The organism is Nocardiopsis alkaliphila YIM 80379, assembly GCF_000341005.1.
GTDB classification, from domain to species: Bacteria; Actinomycetota; Actinomycetes; order Streptosporangiales; family Streptosporangiaceae; genus Nocardiopsis; species Nocardiopsis alkaliphila.
The window spans coordinates 59,776-84,396 of the sequence record NZ_ANBD01000078.1; the positions used below are offsets into that span (position 1 = coordinate 59,776).

General features: G+C 68.1%; 19 protein-coding genes. 11 read left to right on the top strand and 8 right to left on the bottom strand.

Translation table 11 applies throughout. From position 1 onward, the window contains the following. Positions 1-121 precede the first annotated feature (121 nt). The 3 genes from D472_RS0112175 to D472_RS0112185 all read left to right on the top strand — a co-directional run bounded on the left by D472_RS0112175 (position 122) and on the right by D472_RS0112185 (position 4,032). The gene (locus D472_RS0112175; RefSeq protein ID WP_017604763.1) at positions 122-1,774 is read left to right on the top strand and encodes an alpha/beta fold hydrolase; all 1,653 of its coding nucleotides are present in this window, start codon (positions 122-124) and stop codon (positions 1,772-1,774) included. A gap of 72 nt (positions 1,775-1,846) precedes the next feature. Then, positions 1,847-2,686 (top strand): GNAT family N-acetyltransferase, encoded by an 840-nt coding sequence (locus tag D472_RS0112180; protein WP_017604764.1) that lies wholly within the window; start codon positions 1,847-1,849, stop codon positions 2,684-2,686. A gap of 122 nt (positions 2,687-2,808) precedes the next feature. Then, positions 2,809-4,032, top strand: coding sequence for a multidrug effflux MFS transporter (locus tag D472_RS0112185; protein ID WP_017604765.1), 1,224 nt, complete (start codon positions 2,809-2,811; stop codon positions 4,030-4,032). A gap of 67 nt (positions 4,033-4,099) precedes the next feature. Here the strand turns inward: D472_RS0112185 and D472_RS0112190 are convergent, their stop codons facing one another. Together D472_RS0112190 and D472_RS0112195 are read right to left on the bottom strand one after the other, a co-directional pair. Continuing rightward, entirely contained in the window at positions 4,100-5,260 is a 1,161-nt protein-coding gene (locus tag D472_RS0112190; protein WP_026117615.1) for a sialidase family protein, read from the bottom strand. 72 nt (positions 5,261-5,332) lie between these two features. After that, positions 5,333-6,061 (bottom strand): FadR/GntR family transcriptional regulator, encoded by a 729-nt coding sequence (locus D472_RS0112195; protein ID WP_017604767.1) that lies wholly within the window; start codon positions 6,059-6,061, stop codon positions 5,333-5,335. A gap of 111 nt (positions 6,062-6,172) precedes the next feature. Here D472_RS0112195 and D472_RS0112200 point away from each other — a divergent pair, with 111 nt between their 5' ends. The 7 genes from D472_RS0112200 to D472_RS0112230 all read left to right on the top strand — a co-directional run bounded on the left by D472_RS0112200 (position 6,173) and on the right by D472_RS0112230 (position 14,240). Beyond that, on the top strand, positions 6,173-7,753 hold the full coding sequence (locus tag D472_RS0112200; protein ID WP_239642960.1) for an ABC transporter substrate-binding protein: 1,581 nt from the start codon (positions 6,173-6,175) through the stop codon (positions 7,751-7,753). A 70-nt stretch (positions 7,754-7,823) separates the two neighbouring features. Beyond that, positions 7,824-8,774: an ABC transporter permease gene (locus D472_RS0112205; RefSeq protein WP_017604769.1), complete on the top strand. Its 951-nt coding sequence runs from the start codon at positions 7,824-7,826 to the stop codon at positions 8,772-8,774. Between the two features lie 4 nt (positions 8,775-8,778). Further along, a complete protein-coding gene (locus D472_RS0112210; RefSeq protein WP_017604770.1) occupies positions 8,779-10,728 on the top strand; it encodes a dipeptide/oligopeptide/nickel ABC transporter permease/ATP-binding protein in 1,950 nt (649 codons plus the stop codon). Further along, positions 10,725-11,705 (top strand): oligopeptide/dipeptide ABC transporter ATP-binding protein, encoded by a 981-nt coding sequence (locus D472_RS0112215; protein ID WP_017604771.1) that lies wholly within the window; start codon positions 10,725-10,727, stop codon positions 11,703-11,705. Before D472_RS0112210 ends, D472_RS0112215 begins: the two co-directional genes overlap by 4 nt. Further along, the gene (locus D472_RS0112220; protein WP_017604772.1) at positions 11,702-12,631 is read left to right on the top strand and encodes a dihydrodipicolinate synthase family protein; all 930 of its coding nucleotides are present in this window, start codon (positions 11,702-11,704) and stop codon (positions 12,629-12,631) included. Before D472_RS0112215 ends, D472_RS0112220 begins: the two co-directional genes overlap by 4 nt. Continuing rightward, positions 12,628-13,539, top strand: a complete 912-nt coding sequence (locus tag D472_RS0112225) for an ROK family protein (protein ID WP_017604773.1) — start codon at positions 12,628-12,630, stop codon at positions 13,537-13,539. The genes D472_RS0112220 and D472_RS0112225 overlap by 4 nt, the downstream gene beginning before the upstream one ends. Continuing rightward, the gene (locus D472_RS0112230) at positions 13,536-14,240 is read left to right on the top strand and encodes an N-acetylmannosamine-6-phosphate 2-epimerase (RefSeq protein ID WP_017604774.1); all 705 of its coding nucleotides are present in this window, start codon (positions 13,536-13,538) and stop codon (positions 14,238-14,240) included. Before D472_RS0112225 ends, D472_RS0112230 begins: the two co-directional genes overlap by 4 nt. 53 nt (positions 14,241-14,293) lie before the next feature. On the opposite strand, the gene D472_RS0112235 is transcribed toward D472_RS0112230, so the two are convergent. The 4 genes from D472_RS0112235 to D472_RS0112250 are packed head-to-tail and all read right to left on the bottom strand — an operon-like array spanning position 14,294 to position 19,420. Beyond that, positions 14,294-15,907 (bottom strand): ABC transporter ATP-binding protein, encoded by a 1,614-nt coding sequence (locus tag D472_RS0112235; RefSeq protein ID WP_152447943.1) that lies wholly within the window; start codon positions 15,905-15,907, stop codon positions 14,294-14,296. A gap of 50 nt (positions 15,908-15,957) precedes the next feature. After that, positions 15,958-16,842 carry an ABC transporter permease gene (locus D472_RS0112240; protein ID WP_017604776.1) on the bottom strand — a complete coding sequence of 295 codons (885 nt, stop codon included), beginning with the start codon at positions 16,840-16,842 and terminating at the stop codon, positions 15,958-15,960. Then, positions 16,839-17,774 (bottom strand): ABC transporter permease, encoded by a 936-nt coding sequence (locus tag D472_RS0112245; RefSeq protein ID WP_017604777.1) that lies wholly within the window; start codon positions 17,772-17,774, stop codon positions 16,839-16,841. Before D472_RS0112245 ends, D472_RS0112240 begins: the two co-directional genes overlap by 4 nt. A 38-nt stretch (positions 17,775-17,812) precedes the next feature. Next, the gene (locus D472_RS0112250; RefSeq protein ID WP_017604778.1) at positions 17,813-19,420 is read right to left on the bottom strand and encodes an ABC transporter substrate-binding protein; all 1,608 of its coding nucleotides are present in this window, start codon (positions 19,418-19,420) and stop codon (positions 17,813-17,815) included. A 701-nt stretch (positions 19,421-20,121) separates the two neighbouring features. Between D472_RS0112250 and D472_RS0112255 the strand changes: the two genes are divergently transcribed. Then, positions 20,122-20,634, top strand: a complete 513-nt coding sequence (locus tag D472_RS0112255; protein ID WP_017604779.1) for an ATP-binding protein — start codon at positions 20,122-20,124, stop codon at positions 20,632-20,634. A gap of 93 nt (positions 20,635-20,727) precedes the next feature. On the opposite strand, the gene D472_RS0112260 is transcribed toward D472_RS0112255, so the two are convergent. Both D472_RS0112260 and D472_RS0112265 read right to left on the bottom strand, forming a co-directional pair. Beyond that, the gene (locus D472_RS0112260; protein ID WP_017604780.1) at positions 20,728-21,567 is read right to left on the bottom strand and encodes an acyl-CoA synthetase family protein; all 840 of its coding nucleotides are present in this window, start codon (positions 21,565-21,567) and stop codon (positions 20,728-20,730) included. A gap of 413 nt (positions 21,568-21,980) precedes the next feature. Then, entirely contained in the window at positions 21,981-24,551 is a 2,571-nt protein-coding gene (locus tag D472_RS0112265; protein ID WP_017604781.1) for a LuxR C-terminal-related transcriptional regulator, read from the bottom strand. Positions 24,552-24,621: the final 70 nt, after the last annotated feature.

Genomic DNA, 24,621 nt, shown 5'->3' on the forward strand with positions numbered 1-24,621 from the left:
ACATGCTACCGCTGGAGTGCCTGGACGAGGCCCGTGTCGCTTCCTTGCGTCACGCAGGGTAACGACCAGAATGCATGGAAGGTCGGGTCGGTGAGCGAGGGGTGGATGAGTGCGGGCACGTATGGGCACACGATGGGTCGCCTTCTGCGGTGGCGGGATCCTTCTGGCCTCCCTGATGGCGCCGCCACCCGCCCAGGCCACGCCGGCGGGGTCACCGGCCGCACCCACCACTCGCATCGATCAGAGAGCCTTGGACTGGAGTCCCTGCGCGGACCTCGAACCGGTCCAGGGCGAAAACCTCGAATGCGCCACCCTCACCGTCCCCATGGTCCGGGGCACCGACGCCGATGATCCCCGTGACCTCGACCAGACCGTCCGGATCGCGCTCTCCCGAGTGCCCGCCACCGGCACCGCCGAGCACACCATCCTGGTCAACCCGGGCGGGCCCGGGAGTCCTGGCCGTCAGTGGGCCTCCCACACCCACTTGCGGATGCCCGCCGAACTCCGTGAGATCTACGACGTGGTCGCCTTCGACCCACGTGGAATGGGAGCCTCCACACCGGCCATCACCTGTGACCCCGGCTTCTTCACTCCCGTCCGCAAGGACACCGTCCCCGCCGACGCCGCCGAGGAGGAGGCCCTGCGCGCCGACGCCGAGGCCTACGCTCAAGCCTGCGGGCAGAACGCCGGGCCGATCCTGGATCACATGCGCACCGAGGACACCGCCCACGACCTGGACGCCATCCGGGTCGCCCTCGGCCTCGACCGGGTCGACTACCTGGGTTATTCCTATGGCAGCTACCTCGGCACCGTCTACGGCTCCCTCTACCCCGACCGGGTGCGCGCCCTGGTCCTGGACAGCGTCGTCGACCCGAACCGTCCCTGGTACGAGAGCAATCTCCTCCAGAGCCGCGCGTTGGACCGCGCCGCCGGCAACTTCTTCGATTGGGTCGCCCGTCACGACGCCACCTACGGCCTGGGCGCCGAGGGAGACGAGGTCACCGAGGCCTACTACGACCTGCGCGTCGAACTGCGTCGAAGTCCCGTGGCGAACACGATCGGTCCCACCGAGTTGGAGGGCGCCGTCATCGTCGTCGCCTACAGTGGCCGCACCTGGCCCGATGTCGCCGCCGCCTTGGCCGCGTGGATCAACGGTGGTGACGCCGCTCCGCTGCTGGCCCTGCACCAGGACTATGGCGACGACGCCGATAGCGACCCCGGCTACGGCGGTTACCTCGCGGTCCAGTGCACCGACGCCGAGTGGCCCAGGGACTGGGCGAGCTGGCACGCCGACGCGCGGGGGGTCCATCAGGACGCCCCCTTCATGGGTTGGCACAATATTTGGTACAATGCGCCCTGTGCCACCTGGCCCGGGGAATCGGCCCCCTGGTTCCAGGTCGGTGAGGATGTCGACGAACACCCCGCCTACGATGGCGACGCACTCATCGTGCACGCCACCGATGACGGCGCCACCGCGGTGGAGGGTTCTTACGCCCTGCGCGAGCGCCTGCCGGGTTCGTCCCTGGTCATCGAGGACGGCGGCCTCACCCATGGTGTCGCGCTCACCGGCAACACCTGTGTGGACGAGGTCGTCGTCGCCTACCTACGCGAGGGTGCCCTGCCCGAACGCGGTGCCGGGGGAGCGGACCTGACCTGTGACGCGCGAGCCGAACCCGAACCACGCACGGCTCAGAGCACGTCCCCCACACCCGTGGACCGTCTCGGACCGATCGGTCTGGAATACCCTGCCGCGTACGAAGCACCGGTCGAATAGGCTGTAACCGGCGCGAATTCGTCTTTGGCCCGAGGACCGTTCCCGGTCGATGGGGGAGATGGGGGAGATGCGATGCTGCGGACCTCACCGGTTCGGATTCTAGGCGAACGCGACCGGGAGGCCGTCCGAAAGATCCTGGACACCGATCCCGTGGGCAACGTCTTCGTCGCCTCACGCCTGATGACCACCACCATCTCCGCCGGTGGGGGCTCCGAGGTGTGGGGACACGTCCAGCGGGGCCGCCTCACCGCCCTGTGCTACTCGGGTGCCAACCTCGTCCCGGTCAACGCCGGACCCGCCGCCATCCGTAGTTTCGCCGACCACGCCCGCTGGCGAGGAAGGCGTTGTTCCTCGATCGTCGGCCCGGTGGAAGCGGTCAGCGACTTTTGGGAACAGGTCACGCCGGCCTGGGGACCGGCCCGCGTCATCCGAGCCAGTCAGCCCGTTCTGGAGATCGACGGACCGCCGGCCGTGCCCGCCGACCCGCTGGTGCGGCGTGTTCGCGTGGAGGAACTCAACACCCTGGTGCCCGCCTGTGTCGCCATGTTCACCGAGGAGGTCGGGGTTCCCCCGGACTCCGGTGACGGCGGAGCGCTCTACCGGGCACGTGTGGCCGAACTCGTCCGTTCCGGCCGTGCCTTCGCCCGGATCGAGGATGGTCGGGTCGTCTTCAAGGCCGAGATCGGTGCGGTCACTCGGCACGCCTGTCAGGTGCAGGGCGTGTGGGTGCACCCCGACCTACGCGGTCAGGGGCACTCCGCCGCGGGTATGGCCGCCGTGGTCCGGTACGCCTTGGCCGAGATCGCGCCTCGGGTGACCCTGTACGTCAACGACTTCAACACCCCGGCCCGCGCCGCCTACCGGCGGGTCGGCTTCCGACAGGTCGGAGAGGTCATGTCGGTCCTCTTCTGAACACCTGACGGATCCTCGTCAGGTTGATCATCGACCCCGGGCCATGGGGGCACGGGGTCGATAACGTGGACGGGCCCTCCCACCACCCCGCCCCGACTCTCCTCGTGCTCGGAAGAGGTCCGATGCTCCACAACCCCACTGGACGCGCACGCCTGGGGCTCGCCCTGCTGCTCGCCCTGCTCACGGTGCTCGGCCCGCTCAACATCGACATGTACCTCCCGGCCTTTCCGGAGATCTCCGCGGAGCTGGGCGCGAACGCCTCCCAGGTGCAGTTGAGCCTCACCAGTTGCCTGATCGGGTTGGCCGTGGGCCAGGTGGTGATCGGGCCCATCAGCGACGCACGGGGAAGACGCGGGCCGCTGCTGGTCTGTGTCTTCCTGTTCGTCTTGGCCTCGGTCCTGTGCGCGTTGGCACCCGGTACGGGGGTGCTGGTGCTGGGCCGTTTCCTCCAAGGCTTCACCGCCAGTGCCGGGGTGGTGCTGTCCAGGGCGGTGGTGCGCGACGTCTTCGATGGTCCGGCGCTCACCCGTTTCTTCGCCCTGATCATGGTCGTTGTCGCGGTGGCCCCGATGGCCGCGCCGATCGTGGGCGGCGCCGTGCTGTGGCCCTCCTTCACCGATTGGCGCTCCATCTTCTGGGCCTTGGCGCTGCTGGGGGCCGCCATCATCGTCGTGGTCGCCCTGCGCCTGCCCGAGACCCTGCCGGCCGAGCGCCGCATCCCCGGCACCGTGGGCGGAGCGATGCGCACGATGGGTGCGCTGCTGAGGGACCGCCGCTACCTGGGGTACACCCTGGTGGTCGGTCTGTTGCACGGTGGCAGTTTCGCGTACGTGGCCGGCACCCCGTTCGTCTATCAGGATCTGTACGGGGTGTCACCCCAGGTGTTCGGGGTGCTGTTCGGGGTCAACGGCGTCGCGATCATCCTGGGCAGCGCCGCCGTGGGGCGACTCGGTGAACACGTCGGGGAGCGCCCTTTGTTGTTCGTCGCGGTGGTCACGGCCCTGGTGGCCACGACGGTGGTGATGACCACCGCGCTCCTGCAGGGACCGCTGGTGCTCCTGGTGGTTCCCATCTTCGTCTACATGACCTGCATGGGAGTGGTCCTCACGGGCTCCTTCGCGTTGGCGATGGAGGGTCAGGAGAACCGGGCGGGCAGTGCCGGTTCCCTGCTGGGGGCGCTGCCCATGCTCATCGGCGCGGTCGTGGCCCCGATGGTGGGGTTGGACGAGAGCACCGCCGTGCCGATGGGCGTCTTGCTGTTCGGCACGTCGGCCTTGGGGCTGCTGGCCATGGCCACCATGACCCACCCCTCCGCCCGCACCGTCGCCCCGGACCCCAGGCCCTGAGGGCGCTCTTCACCCCCCAAGGCCTGGGAACTCGGTGCGATCACCCGAGGGCGTCGCGGGTCGTCGGTCAGGTGCAGTCGCCGCCCAACCAGCCGGCGTTGAACCGCGCGAAGGTGATGTGCTCGACGTTTCCGCGCTCGTAGAGGACCCCGAATTCATCGGAGCCCAGGGGAACGATGGTCGAATAGGCGGCCGCGCCGGGGTCCAGGACCTTGGACACGGGCCAGCTCTGGCCGTCGTCGCAGGACATGCGCACGGTCAGGTTCTGTCGCGAAGAAGCGTGGTTCGTGTTGGTGAACAGGAGTTTGTGGGCCTCCGGCCACCCCATGGGGGCCTTGGGGTCGTACCGGACCACGGCGCCGTTGTTGGTGGGGTCGACCAGGTCGTGGTCGGGGACCGGGTCGCTATAGGTCCGACCGCCGTCCTCGGAGTAGGCGACAAGGCGGTAGGGGCCCTGGGCGGTGCGACTGTTGAGCATGATGCGGCCGTCGGCGAGTTCGACCGTCTTGTTCTCGTCCATGCCCGGCCCCACGGGCTCGCCGGCCTGCCAGGTCTGGCCGTTGTCGTCGGAGTAGACGCTCACCGCGTAGACGCCGTCACCGGAGTCGTAGGCGTACTGCTGGATCAGGCGCCCCTGGGACGTTTGGATGCCGGTACCGGAGGAGGCGAAGATCCCGAACCAGGACGGGTCCTTGATGTCCTCGGTGATCCTTCTGGTGTTCCAGGTCAGTCCACCGTCGTCGGAGTAGGAGTAGTCGGCGTGCAGGATGTCGTCGCTGTCGTTGGCGTTGCCGTCGGAGGAGTTGAAGAACCCGACCCCGGCCGGGCCGTGGGCGTGGAACAGGAAGATCCGGCCGGTCTCACGGTCCACGAGCAGGCTGGGGTCTCCGGCGCCGACCCCGCCGTCGTAGTCGACGACGATCTGGGGCTCGGTCCAGGTCCGCCCCTTGTCATGACTGCGACGGACCACGAGGTCGAGGTTTCCTGGCAGGTCGGAGGCGTTGTCGTTGCGGCGGTCGTAGGCGGCGATCAGGGTGCCGTCCTCCAACACCTCCAGGGCGGGGATGCGCCAGGTGTGCGCACCCTCCCCGGCGCTGGCGAGGTCGGTCGTTTCGAAGAGGGGGGCGGTGTCGGTCTGGGGGCGGTCCTCGGCCAGGGCGGGTAGGGGTAGGGGAGCGGCCATGGACAGGCCGAGGGACACGATGAGCGGGATCGCGTATTTTCTCAAGTGATACCTCCATCGGGGGCGGAGGCATCAGACATCAGACGTCTGTGACGTTAAGTGGATGTTCGCACGGCGTCAACCCCTGTTCCCCTCCGGCTCCTGTAGGTGGTTGAGGATCGGTGCGTAGTGTTCGGCCACGGCGGCCACGAAGGCCGGAAGGTCACCGTGACGTGCGGACTCGATGATCGCCCGGTGGGCGGCGGCCGTCTCTCGGGCCTCCGCCTCGGTGGTGAGCAGGAGCGGGGCGACGACGGCCTGGACGTCCCAAAAGGCGCCGGTGAGCTGGGTGACCAGGTGGTTGTTCATGGGCGCCAGCAACATCAGGTGGAAGCTACGGTCCTCCTCTATGAAGCTCTCGCCCCGCTCGGCGGCCTCCTCCATCCGTAGGACGAGTGCTTCCAGGGCCGAGTGCTGCTCGTCGTCGTAGGCCTGGATGATGGCCTCCCCCATGCCCTGTTCGAGGACCTTGCGTACGGTGACCAGTTCGGACAGGGTCGCCAGATCGTCCCCGCTGCTCAGCCGTCCCCGAAAGGTCAGGCTCTCGACCAGCGCGTTGAGTGACAGCCGGCCCACATAGGTCCCGTGTCCATGGCGGACCTCGACGATGTCCAAGGCGCTGAGCCGCTTGATGGCCTCGCGAACACTGGAGCGGCTGGCGCCCAGCTCTGAGCACAGCTCGGATTCCGTGGGCAGGGGATCACCCGAGGTCAGGCCATTGCGCAGGATGAAGTTCTTGATCTGTTCGGTGACCTCATGGCCGCGCAACGTGTTCTTGGGTGTCGGCTTGAGCAAATTCTCGGTCACGTATTGACCCCTTTCCGGTCTAGTGCTTAGAGTCACACCCTACAGGCATCAGACATCAGACGTCATATGCCTATTCGTCCTGAGGCCTGCAATCCCCCACGAGGAGTGATCGTGTCCCACTTCCAACTCGGCGTCATGGAGCGTCGACGTTTCCTGCAGTTCGCCGGTGCGGCCGGTACCGCAGCGGCTATGGCGGGCGTACTCAGCGCCTGCGGTGGATCCTCGGGCGGGGGAGGTGCCTCGACCACACGGATCGAAGCCGGTATGTCCTACACGCTCTCCACCGGGTTCGACCCCATGATCGCCACCGGGGCTCTTCCCCAGGCCGCCAACCTGCACGTCTTCGAGGCCTTGGTGGACCTGGACCCGGTCACCCGAGAGCCGTACACGGCCTTGGCCGCCGAGATGCCCGAGCAGGTCGATGACACGACCCTGCGCGTGACACTCCGCGAGGAAGCGGTCTTCCACAACGGTGACCCCGTGACGACCGAGGACGTGGTCTATAGCTTCGAACGGGTGCTGGACCCTGAGAACAACTCGCTCATGGCCCAGTTCATCTCGTTCATCGAGGGTGTGACCGAGGTCGACGAGAACACCGTCGAGATCACCCTCAAGCACCCCTTCGCCCTCGCCAACGAACGCCTCGGTGTCGTCAAGATCGTGCCCAAGGCGCTGGTCGAGGAAGACGCCCAGGCCTTCGACTCGGCTCCGGTCGGCTCCGGCCCCTACCGGCTGGTGTCGGCCACCGCCGCGGACAACATCACCTTCGCCAAGTGGGAGGCCTACAACGGACCGCGCGAGGCCAAGGCCGAGGAGATGGTCTGGCTGCTGTTGGACGACCCCAGCGCCCGGGTCACCGCACTGCAGTCCGGTCGGGTCTCGGTGATCGAGGACGTGCCCTACCTCGACGCAGAAGGGTTGGCCCAGACCGCGACGGTCGAACAGGAACAGTCGTTCGGCCTGTTGTTCCTGATGTTCAACTGTTCCGAGGCGCCCTTCGACGACAAGCGGGTCCGCCAGGCCCTGCACTACGCCATCGACCACGACAAGATCATCGAGACCGCCATGATGGGCGGGGCCACGGCCGCCAGCGGCTACCTTCCTCAGACGCATCCGGACTACCAGGAGTCCGGGACGGTCTACCGGCACGACCCCGACCGCGCCAAGGAACTGCTGGAGGAGGCCGAGGTCGAGGACTTGGAGGTCACCCTGGTCACGACCAACACCGGATGGGTCAGGGACGTGGTCCCCCTCATCAAGGAGAGCTGGGACGCCATCGGGGTGGCCACCACCCTCGACATCGGTGAGTCCGGTGGGCAGTACGCCAACAAGGTCGAGACCGGGAAGTTCCGGGTCATGGTCGCGCCTGGTGACCCTTCGGTCTTCGGCAACGACCCCGACCTCCTCCTGCGCTGGTTCTACGACGGCCAGTGGCCGTCGAACTACTACTACTGGGACGACACCGAGGAGGCCGAACGCGTCCTCGAACTCCTCGACGAGGCGGCCCAAAGGTCGGACGAGGCCGAGCGGGCGGAACTGTGGGGCGAGGTCTTCGACCTGATCTCCGAGGAAGTGCCCCTCTACCCGATCCTGCACCGCAAGCTCACCACGGCCTGGAACGAGGAGGAATTGGAGGGCTTCGCCCCCGTCCCCACCACAGGTCTGTCCTTCCTGGACGCCGGCCCCGCCTGATCACCCGTGGCCGGGTGTCCTCTCGACACCCGGCCCCATTCCGCCCCTCCCCACGAGGAGAATCACTTCGATGCGCGTCTTCGTGCGCCTGGCCCTGCGCAGAGCACTGGTCCTGCCGGTGATGCTCATGGGCGTCTCTTTGCTGGTCTTCGTAGTCCTGCAGTTCTCACCGAACGACCCGGCCTACAACGCTCTGGGCGTCGGTGCCAGCGAAGAGGCCCGAGCCGCCTACGCGGCCGAACACGGACTCGACCAACCCCTGCTGGTGCGCTACGTCCTCTTCTTGGGGCAGTTGCTCCAAGGCGACCTCGGGATGACGGCTCCTCCGGCGGTACCGGTCGCGGACCGGATCGTGGACTCCTTTCCGCTCACCCTCGAACTCACCATGCTGGGCATGGCCGGAGCCATCGTGTTCGCCCTGTTCATGGGGTTGACCGGGGCTCTGTGGCGAGATCGTTGGCCGGACCAGGTGACCCGCATCGTCTCCATCACCTGTGTCGCGCTTCCCCCCTTCTGGCTGGCGATCCTGCTCATCCAACAGTTCTCCCTCGGGCTGGGACTGCTACCTCCCGGCGGCTACGTCGCCCCTGGTGAGTCCATCGCCGACTGGGCCGCGTCCATGACGCTGCCCGCCATCGCGGTGGCCGTCCCCATCGGAGCCCAGCTCTCCCGTCTGGTACGTACGTCGATGGTCGAGGAACTCGACCGTGACTACGTGCGCACCGCGACCGGAAACGGCCTGCCCCGGTGGTTGGTCTTGCGCGGCGCCCTGCGCAACGCACTGATCACACCGTTGACGGTGCTGGGGTGGCGGTTCGGATACGCGTTGGGCGGCGCGGTGGTCATCGAGACCATCTTCGATCTCCCCGGTATGGGCCAGCTGCTGCTCACCGGGGTGACCAACGGAGACGTCGCCCTCGTCCAGGGAGCCGTGCTCACGGTCTCCGTCGCCCTGTTGGTCGTCAACCTCGTGATCGACCTGCTCTACGTCGTCGTCAACCCACGGATCCGAGAGGTGTGATCACGTGCGCCCACAGCTCGCGTCCCGCCTGATCGGGCTCTCGAAGCCCTCACGAAAACGCCGTCTCTCCCTCTCGGCGAAGATCTCCCTGGCGATCATGTTGGTGATCTGCGTCCTGGCGATCACAGCACCCTTGTTCGCCCAAAACCCGCTGACCACCGGCGTACCGGCCCAACCACCCGGACCCGACCACTGGTTCGGGACCGACAGGGCGGGCCGTGACATCTTCTCCCGGTTGGTGTACGGAGCCCGTTACTCCCTGCTGATCGGTCTGGGCGCCACCTTGGTCGCGCTCGTGGTCGGTGGTGTCCTGGGAGGTATCGCCGCCACCTCCCATCGAGTGGTCAACGAGTCGATCATGCGGGTGCTCGACGTGGTCATGGCCTTCCCCGGTATCGCCTTGGCCGCCGTGCTGGTCGCCGTCTTCGGCAGTGGCGTCCCCGTCCTGATCATCGCCATCGCGATCGTCTACGTGCCCTCACTGACCAGGGTCGTGCGAGCCAACGTCCTGGCCCAATACGAGGAGGACTACGTCGCCGCCGAACGCCTGATCGGGGCGCGTCGCCACTACATCCTGCTCAAGCACGTGGCGATCAACTGCGCGGCACCGGTCATGGTGTTCACGACCATCCTGGTCGCCGACGCCATCGTCTACGAGGCAAGCCTGGCCTTCATCGGGGCCGGTATCCAGGACCCGCTGCCCAGCTGGGGCAACGTGATCTCCTACGGACGTCAGCTCCTGCTGTCCGGTGGCTGGTGGGCCACCTTCTTCCCCGGCCTGGCCATCCTGCTCACCGTGCTCGCCCTGAACATCCTCGCCGAAGGGCTCACCGACGCCTGGGCCGCGCCCAAGGCCGCGGTGCGGTCCGAGGGCGAGGCCACGAAGGAGGCCGAGGAGGTCGCCGCCGAGGACGAGACCCGGACCGAGTCGTTGGCCCACCTGTCCGCGGTCGTCCACGAGCGCGGAGAGTTCCTGCCTCCCGTCGCCGAGGACGCCCGCACCCTGTTGTCCGTACGCGACCTGACCATCGGTTTCCCGGCCAGCCACGGGGACGTGTCCGTGGTCGAGGGTGTGTCCTTCGACGTCCGCGCCGGGGAGACCCTCGGGCTGGTCGGCGAGTCGGGCTGCGGCAAGAGCCTCACCAGTCTCGCGCTGATGGGACTGCTGCCCCGGCAAGCACGGGTCAAGGGGCGGATCCTCTACCAAGGGCGGGACCTGCTCTCCCTGTCGGCCAAGGAACGGCGTGCCCACTCCGGCCCGGAACTGGCCATGGTCTACCAGGACGCCATGTCCTCCCTGAACCCGTCGGTGCTGATCGGCACCCAGCTGCGCCAGCTCACCAGCCGGGGCGGCGACCAGAGCCCGGCCGAACTCCTGGAACTGGTCGGGCTCACCCCCGATCGGGTCATGCGCAGCTACCCGCACGAACTCTCCGGAGGCCAACGTCAGCGCGTGCTCATCGCCATGGCGCTCTCCCGTAAGCCGCGATTGCTCATCGCCGACGAACCCACCACCGCCCTGGACGTCACCGTGCAGGCCCAGGTCGTGGAGTTGCTCGGCCGTCTGCGGGAGGAACTGGGTTTCGCGATGGTGCTGGTCTCGCACGACCTCGCGTTGGTCGGCGAGATGTCCCATCGTGTCGCCGTCATGTACGCCGGACAGCTCGCGGAGGTCGCCCCGGTGCGCGACCTGCTCACTCGGCCGCGTCATCACTACTCTCGGGGGATGCTCGGTTCGGTCCTGTCCCTGGAGGCCGGGGCCGAACGGCTGCACCAGGTTCCCGGAGTGGTCCCCTCGGCGAGTGACTTCGGTGCGGGCTGCCGTTTCGCCGACCGCTGCGCGGCCGCTCGCCCCGACTGTCTGGTGGCACCGCCCGCCCTGGCTCTCGACGGACCCGGCCACGAGTACGCCTGCCTGCACCCCGCGCCGGTGACGAAGGAGGCCCTGCTGTGACCGAGCCGATCGTTGAACTCGATGGTGTCCACGTGGTGCACACCGCGCGGACCGGGAAGCTCTTCAGCCGCGACCGCGTCCACGCCCTGACCGAAGCCACGGCGACGGTGAACAAGGGAGAGGTCCTGGGCATCGTCGGTGAGTCCGGCTGCGGCAAGTCGACCCTGGCCAAGGTGGCGACCGGCCTCCAGCGCCCCACACACGGCACGGTCCGCTTCCGAGGTGAGGACCTGTGGGCGATGTCGACCGCGCGACGGAGGAGGGAGTTCGGCGCGGCCATGGGAGTGGTCTTCCAGGACCCCTCGACCGCTCTCAACCCCAGACTGTCGGTCCGGCGGATCCTGCGTGATCCACTCGACGTCCACGGCCGGGGAGACCGGGCCACCCGGGAGCGACGCGTGGACGAACTGATCTCCCTGGTCGGGTTGCCCGGGCACGTGGGAGGCGCGGTTCCCGCACAGTTGTCCGGTGGACAGCGCCAACGCGTGGCCGTGGCCCGTGCCCTGGCACTGGAACCGGACGTGGTGGTCGCGGACGAACCGACCAGTGCCCTGGACGTGTCCGTTCGTGCTCAGGTGCTCAACCTCTTGGTCGACCTGAAGGCTCGTCTGGGGCTGGGCATGGTGTTCGTTTCCCACGACATCCAGACCGTGCGCCACCTCGCCGATCGGATCGCCGTGATGTACCTGGGGCGGATCGTGGAGGAGGGACCGACCGAGCAGGTGGTGAGCGAACCTCGTCACCCCTACACCCGGGCCCTGTTCTCCGCCACCCCGAGCCTGTTGCACGCTTCGGAGCGGATCATCCTGCACGGTCCGGTCCCCTCCGCCACCGCACCACCCTCCGGTTGTCCGTTCCGCACCCGTTGTTGGAAGGCGACCGACGCCTGTGCCGAGGCGTTCCCCGAGAGCGACTTCGACAACGGTCACACCTGGAGTTGCTTCCATCCCGAAACCATCGCGAGGAGTCCCGCATGAGTCAGCGCAGTCCGAAGTACACGGGTGTGGTCCCGCCGATCGTGACCCCCTTGGACACGAACGGCGAGGTCGACACCGCATCACTGGAGCGCGTGGTCGCCCACCTCCTCGAAGCGGGGGTCAGCGGACTCTTCGCCCTGGGCAGCTCAGGCGAATCCGCGTACCTGACCGATGCCCGGCGCGACACGGCCCTGGAGACCATCGTCGGAGCGGTCGCCGGACAGGTCCCCGTCATGGCCGGCTGCATCGAGACCACGACCGCCCGCGTCGTGGAACGCGCCGAGTCCGCGGCCGAACGGGGCGCCGACGCCCTGGTGGTCACCGCGCCCTTCTACACGCGTGTCCACCCCACCGAGATCGACCGCCACTTCCGTCTCGTCCGCTCCAGGGCGGAACTGCCGATCCTGGCCTACGACGTCCCGGTCTCGGTGCACAGCAAGTTGTCCTCCGACCAGGTCATCGCACTGGCCTCGGAAGGAATCATCGACGGACTCAAGGACTCAAGTGGAGACGACCCTGGCCTGCGCGAGGTGATCGTCGGCGTTCGGGACGTCCCCGGCTTCTCCGTGCTGACCGGTCACGAGGCCGTGGTCGACGCCATGATGCTCATCGGAGCGGACGGCGCCGTTCCGGGACTGGCCAACGTCGACCCGCACGGGTACGTCCGTTTGCTGCGGGCCTGCCAGAGCCGTGACTGGGATGAGGCCGGACGAGAGCAGGAGCGGCTCAACCGTCTGTTCCGCATCGTGCGCGCCGCCGACCCGGCCACCGCGGGTGGATCCACCGCCGGACTCGGTGCCTTCAAGTGCGCCCTCGCCCTGCTCGGGGTGATCGACGACGCCACCCCGGCCTCGCCGATGCGCTCCTTCACCAAGGAGGAGACGGCTCGTGTGCGCGCGGTCCTGGAGGAGGTCGGTCTGCTGTGAACCCGGTCGCGGTGGCGCTGGACATCGGTGGCACCAAGATCGCGGCCGCGACGGTCACGGCCGACGGCGTGCTCGGGGTCCGGAAACGGTGCCCCACACCGGCCGGGGCCGGCCCCGAGGCGATCCTGGCGGTGGCCGCCGAGCTGGTCGATGAGGTGGCCCGGGAGCGGGACGTGGTCGGGGTCGGTGTCGGCAGCGCCGGTGTCATCGACCCCGACACCGGCTCGGTGGTCTCGGCCACCGACGCCCTGACCGGATGGGCCGGGACCGACCTTCGGGGCGGCCTGGGCCGGCTCCTGGGCCGACCTGTCACCGTGACCAACGACGTGCACACGCACGCGCTGGGCGAGTACCGACGGGGCGCGGCCCGGGGCCGGTCCACGGTCCTGTTCGTCGCCGTGGGCACGGGGGTGGGGGCGTCCCTGCTCTTGGAGGGGCGGGTCCACCACGGGTTCCGCGCGGTGGCCGGGCACGCCGGACACGTCCCCGTACCGGCCGCCGCGGGGCGCCTTTGCCCCTGCGGGGCCGAGGGACACGTGGAAGCGGTGGCGTCGGGGCCGGCCCTGCTGGAGGAGTACCGCGAACGCAGCGGTGCGTGGGACCTGGGCCTGGCGGAGTTCGTCGAGGCGTCCGAACGGGGGGACCCGGTGGCCGAGGCGGTCCTGGCCGAAGGGGGAAGGGCCCTGGGAGAGGCACTGGCGGGAGTGGCCAACGTGGTCGCTCCGGAGGTCGTCGTGGTCGGCGGAGGGGTGGCCGAGTCCGGTGAACGCTGGTGGTCGGCGCTACGGGAAGGGACCGAACGAGGACTGGTGCCGGCCCTGAGGGGACTGACACCGGTGCCTTCGGACCTTGGGGCGGACGCGGCGTTGCTGGGCGCCGGACACATGGCGTGGAGGGAACACGGATGAGCAGGGGAACGGAAATCCTGGAGACGCTGCGCGGTGGGGTGGTGGTCTCCTGTCAGGCCTATCCCGGCGAACCCATGCGCGACCCCGCCACCATGGCCCGGATGGCGATGGCCTCGCGCGATGGTGGAGCGGTGGGGATTCGGGCCCAGGGCCTGACGGACATCGCCCGGATCGGCTCCATGGTGGACCTGCCCCTGATCGGATTGGTCAAGGAGGGCACCGAGGGCGTCGTGATCACCCCCACCTTGGCCTTGGCCCTGGAGGTGGCACGCGCCGGCGCCGACGTCGTGGCCATCGACGCCACCGGGCGGCCACGTCCGGACGGCAGTACCACGGCCGAGATCGTTCGAGCCGTTCACGAGGAGACCGGGCGACTGGTCATGGCCGATGTCTCCACCCGTGAAGAGGGGCGTGCGGCACGGGAGGCGGGGATCGACCTGGTGGGCACGACCCTGTCGGGCTACACCCCGCACTCCCCTCGGCGGGAGGGGCCCGACCTGGACCTGGTGGAGGACCTCGCCGGTGATCTGGACGTACCGGTGCTGGCCGAAGGGCGTATCCACCGCCCGGAACACGTCACCGAGGCGTTGGGGCGGGGGGCCTTCGCCGTGGTCGTCGGTACGGCGATCACCCACCCGACCACCCTGACCCGCTGGTTCGTGGAGGCCGCTCATCCCGGAGCCCTCGCCCCCCGACCCTGAGAACCGAGTGGCCGGGCACGCCTCGTGCGTGCCCGGCCACTCATCCGTTCCGGTCAGCCGTCGGTGACCCGACCCTCGGAGTCCATGCTCAGGCGCTCGGGAGCGCCTGGGAAGGACAACTCGAAGTCGGGTGTGTCGGCGATCAGTGCCCGGGTGTACTCGTGCTCGGGCGCTGACATCACCTGGCCCACCGGTCCGTACTCCACGATCCGGCCCTTGTTCAGGACCGCCACCCGGTCGGCGATGTTGGACACCAGCGCGATGTTGTGCGTGACGAACAACAGCGCCATCCCGTCGTCCTGCAACGACCTCAGCAGCTTCACGATCTCCGCTTGCACCGACACGTCCAGCGCCGACGTGATCTCGTCGCACACCAGCAGGTCCGGCCGGGTCGCCACCGCGCGCGCGATGCACACGCGCTGACGCTCACCACCGCTGAGCTGTTCGGGGAAGCGCTCCCCGTAGGAGGCCGGAAGCGCGGCACGTTCCAACGCCTGGGCCACGACCAGGTCCGGGTCGTCGGGGCGGCCCACCAGGTGGCGATAGGGGCCCAGGATCTGGTCGCGCACGCGCTTGCGCGGGTTCAGTGCCTCATAGGGGTTCTGGAACACGTACTGGATACGTCGTCGCTGTTCGGCGGTGCGCCGGTAGCTGGTGCCGGCCAGAGCCTGACCATCGAAGACCAGCCCACCCTCGAACTGGTGGTGCAGACCGGCCACCGAACGTGACAGGGTCGTCTTACCCGATCCGGACTCGCCCAGCAGGGCCACGCACTCGCCGCGAGAGACCGATAGGTCGATGCCCTCCAGCACCCGGGTACGCCCGTAACCGGCGGACAGTTCGAAGATCCGTAGCAGCGGCTCCTCGGTCCGTGTCGCGGGTTCGGTGTGCCCGGAGGTGCGAAGCAGGGGCACCGCCATCAGCAGTCGTCGTGTGTACTCGTGCCGAGGGGCGGACAGCACCTGCTCGGTGCGTCCGTGTTCGACGAGTTCACCCTGGTACATCACCGCGATGTCGTCGGCCAAGTCGGCGACCACCGCCATGTCGTGGCTGATGTAGACCCCCGCGGTCCCGTACTCGCGGGTCATCGCCTTGATGGTCTCCAACACGTGCGCCTGAGTGGTCACGTCCAGGCCGGTGGTCGGTTCGTCCAGCACGATGAGGTCGGGACGACCCACGAACGCCATCGCGATCGCCACTCGCTGTTGCTGTCCACCGGACAACTGGTGCGGGTAACGGCGTAGGAACGCGGGATCGTCGGGTAGCGCCACCTCGCGCAGTACCTCCCGCACCCGTTCGGCTACCTGATCCGAGGTCGATGTGTCGTCGTGCAGGGCCTCGGTCAGTTGGGTGCCCAGACGCAACGCCGGGTTGAGCGCCGACGCGGGGGACTGCGGGATGTAGGCCACCGCACGGCCGCGCAGGTTCCGCACCTGCTGTTCGTTCAGGGACGCCAGTTCCCGCTCACCGACCCACACCCGACCCTCGGTGATCTGTGTGGCGCGCTTGAGGTGTCGGAGCAATGACAACCCCAGAGTGGTCTTGCCCGAGCCGGACTCGCCCACCAGACCGAGGATCTCTCCCCGGTTCACGGTCAATGACACGTCGCTGATGATCTCGACGTCCGACGGACGTCCGATCACGGTGAGCCCTTCGACCCTCAGCACGTTCTCGGTCCATCCGGTTCCGGTCGACTCGTTCTGTCGCGAATACCCGGTCACTTCTCGACCCCCCGATCGATACCGATCGCCGCACGGGACAGTCCGTCGGTGATGAGGTTGGCGCCCACGGTCAGCACCGCGATCGCAGCCACGGGAAGGGCCACCGCCCACGGCTGCACCGCGATTCCCTGCCGGTTCTCGTTGATCATCAGGCCCCAATCGGCGGTGGGCGGTTGCAGGCCCATACCGAGGAAGCCCAGAACGGCCACCACACCGATCGAGTAGGTCAGCCGTAGACCCAACTCCACCAACAGTGGACTGGTCACGTTCGGCAGGATCTCCACCGCCATGATCTTCCAGCGCGGCAGTCCGATGGCTTCAGCGGCCTTCACGTAGTCCTGTTCGATCACCTTGCGGGTGGCCTCACGGATCACCCGGGCCACACGCGGCATGTGCGACACCGCGATCACCGCCACGATCAGCCACACCTTCGGGCCGATGATCGACATCACCAGCAGAGCGGCGATGAGCTGTGGGAAGGCCAGCAGCACGTCGTTGACCCGCATGAGGACGTCGTCCACCCAGCCACGACGGTAACCGGCGATGATGCCGACCACCGTTCCGGCGGCCACACCGATACCCGCCGACGCGCCCGCCAGCAACAGCAGTGTCCATCCGCCCCACAGGAAGCGAGTGAACACGTCACGTCCGCGGTTGTCACCACCGAACAGGGCGCCGTCCGCGTCGGCCTCGAAGGGTTTGGTCACGAACTCGGTCGGCGTGTAGGGGGCCACGAACGGGCCCACCACGGCGATCAGGACGATCAGGCCGGTCAGGGCCACACCGACCTTGGTCCGACCGAACCGCCACGCGGTCCGCAACAGCCCCGGACGGCGCCGGACGGGTGTCTTGGGGGAGGTGTTCGTCGAAGCTCCACTCATCGGTTCGCGACCCTCACCTTCGGGTTGGCCGCCAGCCCGATCGCGTCCGCGAGCAGGTTGACCAGGATGTAGATCCCCGCGATGAGCAGAACCACGGCCTGGATCAACGGCACGTCACGGTTCTCGATGGCGTCCATGAGGACCTTGCCCACACCGGGGAAGTTGAACAGGAACTCGATGGCCACCACACCACCGGCCAGCCAGGCCAACTGGAGGGCGACCACCTGGGCCACCGGCCCGATGGCGTTGGGCGCGGCGTGACGCCACAGCACGGTGCGTTCGGACAAGCCCTTGAGCCGTGCCTGCTGCACGTACTCGCTCTCCAGGACCTCGATCATCGTCGCCCGCATCATGCGGATGATCGGTGGTGCGACGGCCAGCGCCAACGTCAACACCGGCAGTGTCCACTGCTCCGGGCCGCCCTCACGCGCGTAGACCGAGGGGAACAGGCCGAGCCCGCCCGGACCAAGGAGCAGGATCAACAGGATGCCGACCACGAACTCCGGGATGGAGGCCAGGACCAGGGTCCCCATGGAGGCGCCGTGGTCGAAGCCGCGGTCCCGGCGCAGGGCGCTGAACGCACCGATGAACAGGGCGAGCGGTGTCGCCACCAGCGCGGCCAGCCCCATCAGGGTCAGTGAACTTCGGATGGGGGAGGCCAGGTATTCGCCGACCGGCATTCGATTGGAGAAGGACGTACCCAGGTCACCTTGGACGACTCCCTGGAGCCACTGCATGTACTGCACGGCCACCGGTTCGTGCAGGTTGAGCTGGTCGCGCAGAGCCGCCAACCGCTCCGGGGTGGCGTCGCGGCCCAGGATGAGCTGGGCCGCGTCACCGGGTAGTGCCTGCGTGGCGGCGAAGACCACGAGGGACACCGCCCAGAGCGTCAGTGCGCCGAAGAAGAGGCGGACGACGATGAGTCGAGTCATGGTGAGCTTTCAGTAGCTGACGTGAGGGCTCGGAGGTGCTAGTCCTGCTCCATCCACATGGTGTGGAAGGCGTAGGAACCCAGCGGGTGGCCCGAGACGGACGGCTCCAGGCCGTGGACCCGCGTCGAGTGGGCGTCGAGTAGGTTCACGAAGCCCCACACGATGTAGCCGCCTTCCTCGTACTCGATCTCCTGTGCCTTGCGGATGAGTTCGTTGCGCGCGTCCTCATCGGCGGTGGTGCGCGCCTCCTTCAGGTATTCGAGCCACTCCTCGTGCTCGCCCCACATGGTCTCGTTGTAAGGGGCGCCCACGACCGACCCCTGCGCGGTCTGGGTGATGTAGTTGCGCGCGCTCCAAAAGTCCTGACCGAAGGGGTAGGGGAACCCTTCCTCCGGATTCCAGTAGTCGCTGGGGTTGACACGGCGCAGGGTCACGTTCACCCCGGCCTCGCGGGCCTGTTCCTGGAAGACCTCGGCGGCGGCCACGACGCCGGCGCTGATGTCGGAGGTGACCAGTTCGACGTCCAAGCCGTCCTCGTACCCGGCCTCGGACAGCAGACGCTTGGCCTCTTCGATGTCCTGCTCGCGCTGTGGGAAGTCCTCGGGGTAGGACGGGTCCATCCGCGCGTACATGTCGTTGCCGACCTGGCCGTAACCGGCCAGCGCCTGGTCGATCATCTCCTGGCGGTCCACGATGAGCCGGAAGGCCTGACGGACGCGTACGTCGTCGAAGGGCTCCTCCTCGACGTTCATCGTGAACGGCAACCACATGCCGGTCTCGGACTCCATGATGCTCAGGTTCGGGTCGCCCTCGACGATGGTGACCTGCGCCTGTGGCACCTGGCTGATGACGTCGACGTTGCCGCTGTTGAGCGCGTTGACACGGGCGTCGTCCTCGGGGAAGTCGATGATCTCCAGTTCGTCGACGTAGGGCAGGCCTTCCATGTGGAAGCCCTCGTGTCGCTTGAAGAGGCTGTATTCACCGACGACGAACTCGGAGTACTTGAAGGGGCCGGCGCCGATCGGGGAGTCCGGGTCATAGTCGACCGGGACGATGCAGTTGTAGTACTCGGCGAGTGCCTCGGGCAAGGTGACCAGCGGCTCGTCGATGTGGATGATGACCGTCCGATCGTCGACGATCTCCAGCTTCTCGGGGTCCACCCCCGGCATGTCGCCCGCACCGCGCATGGGGTTCTCGGGGTCCAGGATGCGCTTGAGCGAGTACACGACGGCCTCGGAGGTGACGGGGGAGTCATCATGGAAGGTCAGCCCCTCCTTGAGGACCAGGGTCCACTCGGTGCCGTCCTCGTTGGGTTCCAGGGACTCGGCCAGGTACGGCTCGATGGTGCCGTCGTTGGCGAAGCGCATCAGCGCCGCGTAGAGGGCGTAGTTGCGCGCGATGTCGACGTTGTCGGTGGGGTCGTGCGCGTCGAGGGTGTCACTGGCGCCGCCACCGGCCACACCGACCCGGAGCCGGCCTCCGTACTGGGGCTCTCCGGCGTCACCACCGCCGGAGGAGGAGTCGCCACCGCCGCAGGCGGCCAGGACGGGGGCGACGGCGGCACCGGCGGGGGAGGCCTTGAGCAGGCCGCGGCGGCTGGTGAGGTGCTTCAGGAAGGGAGTGCGCTCTTCGGGCAGGCTCGGCACGTGATACCTCGGGTGGGACGGGGACGGCTTTCGACCGACAGGGGGTGGCACGCGGTGACCAGGGGTTGTCCCGGGTGGTGTGGTGTTGTCGGCCCTAATGATCCTTGTTCGCCCTACATGGGGCGTCAAACGAGGTGATGGCGAGGTCGTGGTGGAGGACGGGTTCGTGGCCGGCTCTCTGCCTGGGGCGGGATAAAATGCCCAAAATCCGCTGTGGACTGGGGTTTTGCGGGTGAGTTCGAGTACCGCTCGCCCATGTGTGTTCGAGTGCTCCTCGACTCGTGATAGCGCACGAGATCCTCGTTTCCGCTTGCGGGGTTGTGTCCCCATCGTTGTCACCGAGAGTCGAAAACGTGGTGTTTAAGCGAGACTTTTCTTGTTCTGCCAGGTGAGCGGTGACTGTGCGTGAGGCTTGGAGCGGTGCGTCGGGCGGGGGCCGATGCTTTTTCGCGGGCCGCCATGGGGGATCCATCAGGGCGTGTTCCAGCAGCGTATTGCCAACGTGTTACACCTCACATGGAGGTCTCTGGGGTCCAGGCCGTTTCCTTTGTCCACATGGGGGAGGACACGGAAGGGGGTTTTGTGGCCGATCCCCGGCTTCACGAACCTGGGTGTGCTGTGCTGGAGGCGGTACGCCCTTGTCTAAGGTGAGTGCGGACGGCGCGACCCGCGCGCCCGACGCGGGTGATTGGAGTGACCGGATGGCTGAGGCGAGGCAACTCCGGGGCTACGTGCTCGCGGAGGCCCCGGACATTGCTCCGACGATCGACGTCGGTGAGCCGACGAGTGGGGTCACCGATCACACGGTCTGGAGCTGTGCGGGGAACCTGACCGCGGTGCGGTCCATCCGTGCCAGGGTCCGGGAGTTCCTGTCCCGGGCGGGGCATTCGGAAGGAGCGCTGGACGACGCCGAGCTGGCCGTCAGCGAGTTGGCCACCAACGCCCTGCTGCATTCGCGTTCGGGGCAGAGCGGTGGCGTGATGACCCTGTTCATTCGTTCCGAGGAGAACCGTCTGCGGGTGGCCGTCGCCGACCAGGGAGACCGGGAAGCGGACGGTGCTCTGGACGAGCACGGCCGTGAGGACGGTGACGACTTCGGCCGTGGGAAGTTCATCGTCGAGAACTGCGCCACGCGCAGCGGTGACTACTGGACCGAGGCCACCCACGTGGCGTGGTTCGAGATCGACGATCAGGCGGCCTCCCCTCGTCCCTGATCCGTGTGACCCGGGCCCGCCGCCTCCCCCCGTATCCGTCCTTGAAGGGTCGTGGGCCCCTCCCGGCCCGGCCGTTCTCGATCGGCCCCTTCCTCACCCGGCTCGGGGATGAGCGACTCGGGTGGGTTCGGGAAGGCACTCCACCGTGACCTCACGCCCCTCCGGTGGCGGACAGTCCCGCCCGGTGACCACACAGGCTCCGATCCACAGGGCGAGCGCGACCAGGGCGAGCCTGGTGGCCTCGTCGCCACGGTCGTCGACGGCGACGACGTCGTCCGGGCGCAGGTTCAGGTTCTGGCGCAGTTCGGCGAACCGGGCCAGTAGGTCGTGGTGGGTGTGCAAAGTGGTGAGGATGCCGTCACCGGTGTCCTCGTAGTCCAGCAACCCGTTGTCGAAGAGGCCGCGGGTCGGGCTGTAGCCGTTACCGTCGGGACTGGGCAGGAAGAGTTCGCTGAAGGGCGTGGTGCCCAAGGCGGAGCCGAAGGTGATGATCTGCCTGACCCGGGAATGTTCGGCCAGTTCGAGCGCACGTTCGACGAGGTCTTCGCTGACGAAGAGGAGACGGGCATCGGTCTCGGTGAGCGCCGCGCACTGGGTGTGGAAGTCGGACTCGGACAGGACGGTCAGGGCCCTGCCACCGACCGCCATCACGGTGTAGGAGGCCAGGAAACGGTCCGGGTGGACGGGGGCGAGGACGCCCACCACGTCCCCCAGGCACAGTCCTCGGTGACTCAGCCCGGTGGCGGCCCGCTCGATGGTCGCGGCGAAGTCGAGTGCGTCGGTGCGACCGGTCCTACTCCTGATGGATCCGCCACGACCGGCGCGTAGCCGTAACCGCCCGCACAGTCCACCGGTGAGAGAGCCGATCGGGTCCTCCCTACGCGGAAGGTGCCTACCCGGTCGTCCGATTCCAGAAGTCAGTCCTGCCCCCATACGTTTCTCCAGCCGTCCGGAGTCTTGTCGGGTCCACCATTCGGGCTCGTCACGCCCCCTCCACGTGACGAGCCCGATGGCGCCGTGTCGGTGATTCGTCGCGAGGGTCCTCCCCAGGTCCATCCTCGCACCGGCACGGTCCCCCACCGATCCCGAGAACCCTCTCGGAATCGACGGCGCGTCCGGAAACCGGGGCTCGACCCGGTGCCCGGCGGCCGTTTCTGGGACGTGAGCGGGTCGCTGTCACGTCGCTTCGAGCCTGACGTCCCATGGCTTGAAGCCTAGCGTGTTCACAGCCGAATGCACATGCACATTGCCATGCATATGCATATGTAGATTCTGGGTGCGCGGGCCTGCACGATCCGGACCGGGGCTCTCCACCGCCCGGGGCGGCCCCCAGGGCCGATGTGGTCTCACCCGGAGCGTGGCCCCGTCCCATGTTCTATCACCCAGGCGGTGATCTGTTCGCGGGAGCGGAACCCCATCTTCCGATTGATGTTGGCGACGTGCCGTGCGGCCGTCGACGGGGTGATGAACAGTTTCCGGGCGATCTCCGGGTTGCTCTTACCGGTGCTCACCAAAAGGGCGATCTCCAGTTCTCGTTTGGTGAGCACGTCCTGCGGGGCGGTGGTCCCAGGGGAGACGGCAAGAGCGCCCGTGCGCCCGCGCCCCGAAGCGGAACGAGTGCTTTGGCTCGTCGTCTCGCGCTCCCCACCCTTGCGAGGGGTGCCAGAACGCTCCCGAGAACGTCGGTCCGGAGGGCGACGTGCCTCCGTCACCACCCACTCGGCCTCCGAGACCGCCTCGGTCTGCCCCAGCAGATACCCCTGCTCCCACCAGTTCACCAGGTGGCGGCGGCGTCGACGCACCTTTTCCACGTTCAGGAACGGCCACGGAGCGTCCTGGGTGGGCAGACCGGCCCGGTCGCGCAAAGCGGTGGCGGCCCCGGCCAATCGGCAGGCGGGCTCGCGTAGACCCTCCTCGAACACGGCCTTGGCGATCGACACCAGGGCCCGGGCCACGTCGGCGCGTTGCCCGCCCTGGTTGCTCAGCCGCAGCCCCTCGCTCAGGTAGTCATAGGCCTGACTCGGCGAGCCCTGGGCGTGGGCCACCCGTCCGATGCCGGCCAGACAACGCGCCTCCTCCGCGGCCGCGCCGATCAACCGCTGAGTGTCCAGGGCCTCCCGGTAACACCGGTCCGCGGTCATCAGATCGCCGTTGACCTCGGCGGCACGGGCCTGGCCGATCAAGACGACCCCCATACCCCAGCGGTGGTCGATGCCGCGTAGCAGCGTCAATGCCGTGGTGTAGTGCTGGTCGGCGCTCGAGTAGTCGCCCTGTCGGGCCACCAGGGCGGCCCGGGTCCCCAGGGCGATCGCCTCGTTCCAAACATCTGCGGCCTCCCGGCACAGCCGCAGGGCCTCCTCCACCCGAACCGAGGCGTGTTCGCCTCGGTGCATACGCACCTCGGTCAGTGCCAGCAGGTTCAACGCGGCGCGTACGAACACCTCGTCCCCGGCCTTTCGACACAGCCGCAGCCCTTCCTCGCCCAGCGACAGGGCCAGCTCGTGATCGCGGGTGATCCGTGCCAACTGGGCACGTCCGACCAGGGCTCGGGCCCTGGAAGGGGCCTTGTCGGACTCCTCCAGGGCGAGCAGTCGATCCATCCAGTGGGCGCCCTCGGAGGGGGTGTGCAGACTCACCCAGTGCGACACCAGGCTCACGCACAACCGGAGCCCGGGTTCGGCCGCCCCACGCATGTGGGACCGGCGCAGCAGACAGCGGAGCGTGTCGTATTCGGCGATCACGCGTTGGCGCCCCGCGTCCCGTTCCGACCAGGGCATCGCCCGACTCGACTCGAGCTTGCGGCTCAGATCCTCCACCAGGGCCAACATGCGTTCCAAGAGCCGATCCTGGAAGGTCTCCGCCTCGCCCTCGGCGATCAAGCGCTCCTCGGCGAAGACACGCACGGCCTCGGGTAGTCGGTAACGCACCCGTCCTTGGAATTCACCCGTCACCGTGGCCAAGGACCGGTTCAGCAGGGAGGTGATCAGGTCCAAGACCTCGGACTCGGGCAGGCTCTCATCCGCGCACACCTGTTCGGCCAGCTCCAGGTCCCACCCTCGAAAGACCGCGAGCCGACGCAGCAGTACCCGCTCGGCCTCGGGGAGGTTCCGGTACACGTGGTCCAAGATCAGTGGTAACACCTGGTTGCGCGAGACCGCCTGTCCTGGGCCGGGACTCAACTCGGGGGAGGCCAGGTGCGTCCGCAGCCCTTGGAGCAACGCCTCCACACCGGTCTCCGGAGCCTGGGCGCCGAGCACCTCGATGCCGAGCGGCATTCCACCGGCCAGGTCGCACAGGGCCGTCACCGCCTCCAACTCTTGGGGAGAGGCCTCGAAGTGGGGGTCACGGGCACGGGCGCGATCCAAAAACAGTCGGACCGGTTCGGTGGTGGCGGGGTCGGGGAGGGGCGCGTTACGGGCGACCGCCGGCTGGGACATGGGCGGGACCATCCACACCGTTCCGCCGGACAGTCGCACGACCTGCTCACTGGTCAGCAGGAGCGAGACCGAGGCGCAAGCGGCCAGCAGTGTCTCCCCGACCTCGGTGACCTCGTCGACCACGTGTTCACAGGAGTCCAGTACCAGGAGCAACCGTCGATCGCGCAGGGCCTCGACGACGGTGGTGGCCAGGGGAGCCCCGGGCTCCTCGACGATCCCGACCGCGTCGGCGACGCGAGCGTACACTTCCAGGACCGTGCGTACGTCGGTGAGGTCGGCGAACCACACTCCGTCCGGGAAGGACACGGTGGACTGTTCGGCCACACGCAGGGCGAGTCGTGTCTTACCGATCCCATCGGCGCCGCGGATGGTGACCGACCTGGTGGAACCGAGCAGACGGAGCAGATCACTCAGATCCGGCTCTCGGCCCACGAAAGCGGTGCCAGGCCGGGGAAGGTTGTGCCGCGCGGGCGCGGTCAATGGTGCCATGGCCTTCACAAGTAGGGACTGGTCGGGGTGTGGTCACCGCCGGGGACGGGGGTCGTCGGGG